Origin of the sequence: Leptospira idonii (genome assembly GCF_004770995.1) — a bacterium.
Lineage (GTDB): Bacteria > Spirochaetota > Leptospiria > Leptospirales > Leptospiraceae > Leptospira_A > Leptospira_A idonii.
This window is the reverse complement of the sequence record NZ_RQHW01000047.1, coordinates 754,736-762,349: the sequence shown is the minus strand read 5'-3', so window position 1 is coordinate 762,349 and position 7,614 is coordinate 754,736. Positions and strand designations below refer to the sequence as shown.

Genomic DNA, 7,614 nt, shown 5'->3' with positions numbered 1-7,614 from the left:
AAAATCATTTTCCCAATTAGAAGAGGTCTGACCACTGCTTCTTTACGAAACTGTCAGGTGAATACTATACTAGCACAATCTATTCCAGCGCCATCGGATCGCAGCGTAAATCCTTTCCTGGAAGGAAAGATTGGAGCGAAGAGCCGGTTCGATTGTTTAAATAAATTGTTTATCATAAAAATCATTGCGAGGCGCCCATACTAAAGTATAGAATGTTCATATAATGAATCTTAATCGGGAGAGAAAGCTTCTAGCGGTGACGAAGGCCAAGGATGGCCGAAGTTCGTTTGTCATGACAGGAGGTCATGCAAACGAGAGCTGGAAGCGAATCTCGACTTTTTTTGTGTTGCCAAATGACTACAGATAAATATATAGTCAAATGGCTACGTAATGAATTTAAGAAGAGATGCATTTCAGGCAATTGCTGATCCTACAAGAAGGGCCATCCTTCTATTGGTGGCTTCGCAGTCTATGACTGCTGGCGCGATTGCCTCCAATTTTGACACGGCAAGGCCGACCGTTTCCAAACATTTACAGATTCTCACGGAATGCGAACTGCTGAAGCAGGAGCAGAACGGCAGGGAAGTTTATTACCATTTGAATCCAGGAAAGATGAAAGAAATTGCCGATTTTGTGGAGCCGTTCCGTAAAATGTGGGATGATCGATTCAATGCGTTAGAAGCTGTGATGAAAAAATACAAATCTAAGAAGTGAAGCACTATGGAACGTAAAACAAAAATCAACGCGGAAGACGGCAAACAAGAATTAAGTATTGTTAGGGAATTCGATCTGCCGGTGGATTTACTTTTTAAGGCACATGTAGATCCTGAAATCGTTACTCTGTGGATGGGAACGAAGGTGTTGAAGCTGGAAAGTAAAAAACACGGAAGTTGGCAATTTGAGACTTCCGATCCGGATGGAAACGTGATGTTTCGAGCACACGGTGTCTTTCATGATGTGATTCCTAACGATAAAATCACTAGAACCTTTGAAATGGAGAATGCGCCTTTCGGAGTACAAATCGAATTTTTCGAATTCGAATCATTGGGTGAGGAAAAAAGCAGGCTGTCGATTCATACCGTGTTTCAATCCGTTTCTCATCGGGATCAGATGTTGAAACTTCCTTTTGCGCATGGTTTGAATATGGCGCATAACAGACTAGAGGAGATTGTAAAATCTCTTTGATCCGCAAACGAAGGAAACGTAAGAAAGACATTCACGATTTATAAAGATAAGGAATCATAAAGATAGGAGAAAGATATGTCTGAAAAAGTAAAAAAAATAATTTATTGGATTTCTACCCTTTGGTTGGCATTGGGAATGACTTCTACAGGGATCGTGCAGTTGCTTCGAGTGAAGGAAGATGTAGAATTCGTTTTGAATCTGGGTTATCCTGTTTATTTTCTTACCATACTTGGAGTATGGAAACTTTTGGGTACTGTTGCAGTGTTGGTTCCTCGATTTCCTCTCATCAAAGAATGGGCCTATGCAGGTTTTTTCTTTTCTATGTCGGGAGCGGCTTTTTCCCATATCGCAATGAACAATTGGAGTGAAATATTTCCCTCGTTGTTGCTTCTTAGTTTAACTGTGGTATCCTGGTATTTCAGACCTGCGGATCGAAAAACATCTTCGCCCGTATTCAAATAAGGCAAAATTACTACGAGTTTAGAAATATAACTTTAATTCTGCGGAGATAAAACGAGAGATATGAGCAAAGGCAAAAGCGGCAAAAAGAAACTTTCACAGGAAGAAATCGCTGATTTATTCAAAATATGTAAGGCTCGTTTTGAGAAAAATAAAAACCGTCATAAAGGTTTGGATTGGTCGAAAGTTCAGGCGAAATTAGAAGCTAACACGGATAAACTTTGGTCCCTTTTTGAAATGGAAAGAACCGGAGGCGAACCTGATGTAGTCGGTTTCGACCAAAAGAAAGGAGAGTTTATTTTTTTCGACTGCTCTGCTGAAACTCCCAAAGGCCGCAGAAGTCTTTGTTTTGATCGGGAAGCTTTGGAATCCAGAAAAGATCATCCTCCCGAAGGCAATGTTTTGGATATGGCTGACTCGATGGGAATCGAACTTCTATCGGAAGAAGAATACAGGGACTTACAGAAGTTGGGAAACTTCGATGGTAAAACATCCAGTTGGATCCAAACTCCTGCGGCGATTCGAAAACTTGGCGGTGCTCTCTTTGCCGATTTTCGTTATGACACCGTTTTTGTCTATCACAACGGAGCTCAGTCGTATTACGCTGTTAGGGGATTTAGAGGTTCTTTAAGAGTTTAGTTTTCCGATAGAACAATCTATTTGAGTTCTTTGGAACCGTTCCTTGCGAAAGGGATGTGCAGGGCTTGGTCCCGTATAACGGGACGGTAGCGAAGCGCACCCCGAAGCAGCCCGACCCGAACGTGATAGATGAGCTGCGAATATCTTGCAATGTTCGTTCGGGGTTCGCCCATTTTTATTGATTTGTCATTTTTGCCTGCTTATCTTAGGATATGTACCCTTTCTTTTCCCGTTAAAAACTTCAAGCCACATGAACTCGTCCTCATAGAGTTGTTTAAAATGCTATTTTCTAACAAGGCCTGGCTATGATCGAAAGACTTGTAGAGTTCTCCATCCGTAGAAAAGGAACCGTTTTACTCATCACATCCGCTCTTTGTCTGATCGGACTGATCAATGCTCTGAAACTTCCTATCGATGCGGTTCCCGATGTAACAAACGTTCAAGTTACTGCTGTGACTTCTTCTCCCGCTCTCACTCCTTTCGAAGTGGAACAGTTCATCACTTATCCGATCGAATTGGAATTGAACGGGATTCCCGGTGCGAAAGAGATTCGCTCCATTTCCAGAGCGGGTGTAAGTTCCGTTTCCGTGATCTTCGAAGACGGCACGGATGTTTGGTTTGCCAGACAATTGGTGAACGAACGTTTGAAGATTGTAGATGCTTTGATTCCTCCCGAATACGGCAGTCCTGAACTGGCTCCTGTCGCCACTGCCTTGGGAGATATTTATGAATTCGTTCTTACTTCCGATAAACATTCTCCTGACGAATTAAGAAGTTATATGGACTGGGATTTGTCCAAAAAACTCAAATCCATTCCAGGTGTGATCGAGATCAATACGTTAGGTGGAACGCTTCGTCAGTATCAGATCCTTATCGATCCGAAACGAATGGTCGCCAATCATTTGACTGTTTCCGAAATCCTGGAAGACATTAAAGCCGCCAATTTCAATACGGGAGGCGGTTATGTTCAGAAAGGTGCGGAACAACTTGTCATTCGAGGTGAAGGTCAGTTCGAAAGTATAGAAGAGATCAAACGGGTTGCCGTTCGCACTTCTTCCGACGGAATTCCTCTTCTGCTCGGCCAAATTGCTAAGGTGGAAGTGGGTCCTGCTCTTCGTTTCGGAATCGCAACTCAGAGAGGTAAAGAAGTTGTTGCCGCGACGGTGATTATGCTTCTCGGTCAAAACTCCCGAGAAGTAGTGGACAGTGTCAGGGAAAAAATCAAGACCATTCAAGCGGGACTTCCCGAGGGAATGAAACTTGAGCCTTTTTATGATCGTTCCGAATTCATCAACAGAGCTTTGAAGACTGTGTTTATGAATCTAAGTGAAGGCGCTCTTCTCGTATTTTTAGCCTTGGTTCTCACTTTAGGTACTGCAAAAGGCGGTGCACTCGTCGCTGCCGCTATCCCCATCTCCATGTTAGTTGCTGTTATCTTTATGAGACAGATGGGTGTTGTGGGAAATTTAATGTCTCTTGGTGCGCTTGATTTCGGTCTGCTTGTGGACGGCTCCATAGTGATGCTCGAATCGGTTCTTGCCGGTTTTTATCTGGGGCGTATGAAATTCGACCGCCCTATGAATGAGGAAGAACTTAGGATCGCTACGGAAGAAATCATTTTGGATCGATGCAAAAGAGTTGCAAAGGCTGCCGTTTTTTCCGTCGCAATCATCATGTTAGTTTATCTTCCTTTGATGGTTTTGGAAGGTGTGGAAGGGAGAATGTTTCGTCCTATGGCGATCACTGTCGCTTTGGCTTTGGCGAGTGCTCTCGTATTTTCCATAACCGTTTTTCCTGCCAGCCTTGCGTATGCATACAAACGTCCTTTCATTCATAAAGCGCATGCTTGGGAAAAAATTGAACAATACTATGTTAAATTATTGGATTGGGGTTGGAGCCGAAAGAAACAAATCTTGATTTTTTCTTCCGGCTTAGTCGTTGTTTCGTTTCTATTGGGAAATTTTTTAGGCTCGGAGTTTTTACCTAGGATCGATGAAGGAGAATTGGAGATCGATGCGAAACGTCTTCCTTCCACTGCCATCAATCATTCCAGAGATTTGAATATTGAAATCGAAAGGGTTCTTGCCGGTTTTCCCGAGATTGCAAGTGTCGTTTCCAGAGTCGGTAGAGGCGAGTCCGCTGCAGAGCCTTTGGGAACGGAAGAAACCTCGGTGATGGTGAAATTAAAACCTAAGAGCGAATGGGTGAATGCGGATTCCAGGGAAGAGTTGATGGATCAGATCAAAGCCAAGTTGGTTTCCGTCATTCCTTCCACTTATTTCAGTATGTCTCAGCCCATTGAAAATCGAATCAATTCCCTTCTGACCGGCTCCAAAGCGGATGTAGTCGTTAAAATTTACGGAGACGATCTGAAGGTCATCAAAGCGCAAGGCGATAAAATCGCTTCCGTGCTTTCCAAGATACAAGGTACGGGGGATCTTCGCGTACAGCGTGTGTTAGGTCTTCCTATGCTTCAGATCAATACGAACTACGATAAGATGGCAAGATACGGAGTGTCCGCTTCCGAAATTTTAAGAACAGTGGAAATGTTGAGAGTGGGTGCGAATGCGGGAAAGATCTTCGAAGGAATGAGAAGATACGATCTTGTGCTTCGGTTGGATTTGGAAGCGGATGAGATAGGAGAAGTCGAGAATATTCCCATTATGTCCGCTTCGGGAATGACCATTCCTCTGGGGCAGGTTGCGGACGTGGATGTTCTGGATTCCGCTTCCGCCATTTACAGGGAAGATCTGAAGAGACGTATCTTTGTGGAAGTGAACATCCGAGGCAGGGATTTGGGAGGTTATGTGGGAGAAGCGAAGAAAAAAGTGAAACCGATCATCGATGCTCTTCCTCCCGGTTACGAAGTGGAATGGGGCGGTCAGTTCGATAACTTTATACGTGCTAGGGACCGTTTGATTTTGGTCGTTCCTGTGGCGCTTGCGATCATCTTTATTATGTTAATCGCAGCATTCGAAAGCGTTTACTATGCATTAGGTGTTTTTGCTGTGGTCCCTTTGGCGGCGGCAGGCGGAATTTTAGGCCTATTTTTGAGAGACCTTCCTTTTAGTATTCCTGCCGCAGTGGGTTTTATCGCTGTGAGCGGGATTGCTGTTTTGAACGGAGTCGTGTATGCATCCACTTTAAAAGAAGAAATTCGCTCTGGAAAACAGATCGGAGATGCGGTTCTTTCCGCTGGGATTCTTTCTCTTCGTCCCGTCCTAACGACTGAGCTGATTGCCGCAATCGGATTTTTGCCTATGGCTCTTTCCAGTATGGCAGGTGCGGAAGTGCAAAGACCTTTGGCAACAGTAGTGATCGCAGGAGTTCTGGTTGCCACTGCTTTGTCTCGTTTGGTACTTCCTATCGTAATGGAAACATTGTTAGGTTGGGACGAATCCAGACAAAGAAAACAGGAAGAAATCCGTGAGAAAAAAAAGAACACTTATATTCGAATCGATATAGGGCATCACGATCCTTCTCACAAACAAACCGGTTCTTCCGAAGATTCGAATCCTACGGATAAAACGATAAAAAATAGAAAGAAAAAAGGCGAAAGCGAGTCATAATTTTTTTTCTTGAAGGGAATGAGCGACTCTCTTATTTCATCAGTTGCGAGGTGATTTTCGGATATGAATAAATTTTGGGGCGGATCCGCTAAGAAGATGTTGGGCCATTGCCTTGCCGTAGGTATATTTATTTCTGAAGAAGGAAGCGATGTTTGGACGGAAGAAGAAAAAAAAGAAAGTTGGGCCAATTTAGAGAAAGCCTTAGCTTGGCTTACGAAACAAGCGGAAGAATACGGAGTTACCGTTCAATTTGAAACACATTGTCCCAATTGGGAAGAAGATATCGTATTGGAAAAAATTCCCGGATACGAAGATTACGATCCGGAAGAAACCAAAGTCGTCGTCAATGAGATTGCCAGCCAATTAGGATACGATGATATCACCGCAATGTATCATGGCATCAAAGAAGAATATGAAGGTTATAATATTCATTTTATGTTTTTTGCGAATGCGGACGACCGGGCTCACATGAGTTCCGTGGATGTAGCGGACGAAATCAGACTTTTAGAATACAATATGTTATATAGAGCTCCAGGAGAGCCGATCGATAGTTTTACCTTCGCACATGAGTCTCTTCATGCATACAGCGCGATGGATCTTTATAACGTTTATCAAACGAAACAAGGAGCCGCTTCCGAAAAGATCGCAAAAAAAAGATTTGAAAGCGAAGTAATGTTAGTTGATACGGGAGAAGGGATTGAAAAATCGGAACTTTCCGAATTTACAGCTTTTCTTGTAGGATGGCATGACGATCCTAAATCCTGGTATGCCGCTATGGTGCAGCCTCATGACGAGGAGGCATTTGCCGAATTTTTAAAAAACCATCAGCATTTCGACGAATCCGGCAATGTGATCATTGAGGAAGAAGAGGAGGTCCTTCGATACAGTTTCGAAGAAGGAACAATCGTTCGTTATACGATTAACGGGAGCGAAGATTTGATCCATTGGAGAAGATTCGATGCGGAAGGTGAGGAAGAATACGGATATTGGGAAAGTTATACGGATGAAAATTATTATTGTTTGACCGATAAAAATTCCGCGGAAGAACTTGCCATTCCTTTCGAAGGAGGAATGGCTCTCATCAAATACAGTCCGGATCAGGAATATGAAGATTGGCTCGAAGTATCCGAAGAAGAGGAAGAGTGATTTTCTAAAACCGATACAGCCAGTTTTTGATTCGTTTTGTATAGATCGGCATAATGAGATAGACCATTAAGGAAACGATCGTTCCCGTGATAAGTAGAGAATCCAAAAGTTGGTTTTGGGGAATTTTAGAAAACCTTAATATGGGAAGAAGCCCTAAAGGAACCAAATTGACCAAGGGAAAGATGGCAGACCAAGTCACTAGAAATTGTTTCCATCGAACAGGAACTTTAGGTGTCTCTTCGCTGGGTGCTGCAAAGAGGAAATCTAATCCTTTTTGTATCGAATAACGATCTACTGTTGTTAGAAGAGAGGACACCTCTTCAATCAGCTTGCTTCTTTCCAAAGAAGTCATCCATCCTGACAAATTTTCAACCGAATCAAAACGAATCACCACCGTATATGTTGTTGTTAAATGAGAAATGGGGCGGATGATTTGCCAGTCCAAATGTCCTTTCGATTGTTTGCAAATCGGTGCGATTCGATTCAGCCAGGCTTCGTACTCGTTTTCTTTTCCTTCCAGTATCTGATGAGTGATGACTGCGGATGCACCGGACGTTTTTTTTTCCTCATATTGTTTTGTCATATAAAACCTTTTTTATGGTTCTAGGAATCTACT

At 43.1% G+C, this 7,614-nt stretch carries 7 protein-coding genes; 6 read left to right on the top strand and 1 reads right to left on the bottom strand.

Annotated features, from left to right (window positions below):
* The first annotated feature begins 390 nt into the window (after window positions 1-390).
* The 6 genes from EHS15_RS15540 (at window position 391) to EHS15_RS15515 (ending at window position 6,998) form a co-directional block, all read left to right on the top strand.
* Window positions 391-714 carry an ArsR/SmtB family transcription factor gene (locus EHS15_RS15540; RefSeq protein ID WP_135761461.1) on the top strand — a complete coding sequence of 108 codons (324 nt, stop codon included), beginning with the start codon at window positions 391-393 and terminating at the stop codon, window positions 712-714.
* Between the two features lie 6 nt (window positions 715-720).
* The gene (locus EHS15_RS15535) at window positions 721-1,185 is read left to right on the top strand and encodes an SRPBCC domain-containing protein (RefSeq protein WP_135761460.1); all 465 of its coding nucleotides are present in this window, start codon (window positions 721-723) and stop codon (window positions 1,183-1,185) included.
* A 75-nt stretch (window positions 1,186-1,260) separates the two neighbouring features.
* Window positions 1,261-1,647: a DoxX family protein gene (locus EHS15_RS15530; RefSeq protein ID WP_135761459.1), complete on the top strand. Its 387-nt coding sequence runs from the start codon at window positions 1,261-1,263 to the stop codon at window positions 1,645-1,647.
* Between the two features lie 60 nt (window positions 1,648-1,707).
* Window positions 1,708-2,283 (top strand): DUF4256 domain-containing protein, encoded by a 576-nt coding sequence (locus tag EHS15_RS15525; protein WP_135761458.1) that lies wholly within the window; start codon window positions 1,708-1,710, stop codon window positions 2,281-2,283.
* 305 nt (window positions 2,284-2,588) lie between these two features.
* A complete protein-coding gene (locus EHS15_RS15520) occupies window positions 2,589-5,852 on the top strand; it encodes an efflux RND transporter permease subunit (protein ID WP_135761457.1) in 3,264 nt (1,087 codons plus the stop codon).
* A 63-nt stretch (window positions 5,853-5,915) separates the two neighbouring features.
* A complete protein-coding gene (locus EHS15_RS15515) occupies window positions 5,916-6,998 on the top strand; it encodes a hypothetical protein (RefSeq protein ID WP_135761456.1) in 1,083 nt (360 codons plus the stop codon).
* A gap of 4 nt (window positions 6,999-7,002) precedes the next feature.
* Here EHS15_RS15515 and EHS15_RS15510 read toward each other — a convergent pair whose 3' ends face one another.
* Entirely contained in the window at window positions 7,003-7,581 is a 579-nt protein-coding gene (locus EHS15_RS15510; RefSeq protein ID WP_135761455.1) for a putative antibiotic biosynthesis monooxygenase, read from the bottom strand.
* Between the last annotated feature and the right edge of the window lie 33 nt (window positions 7,582-7,614).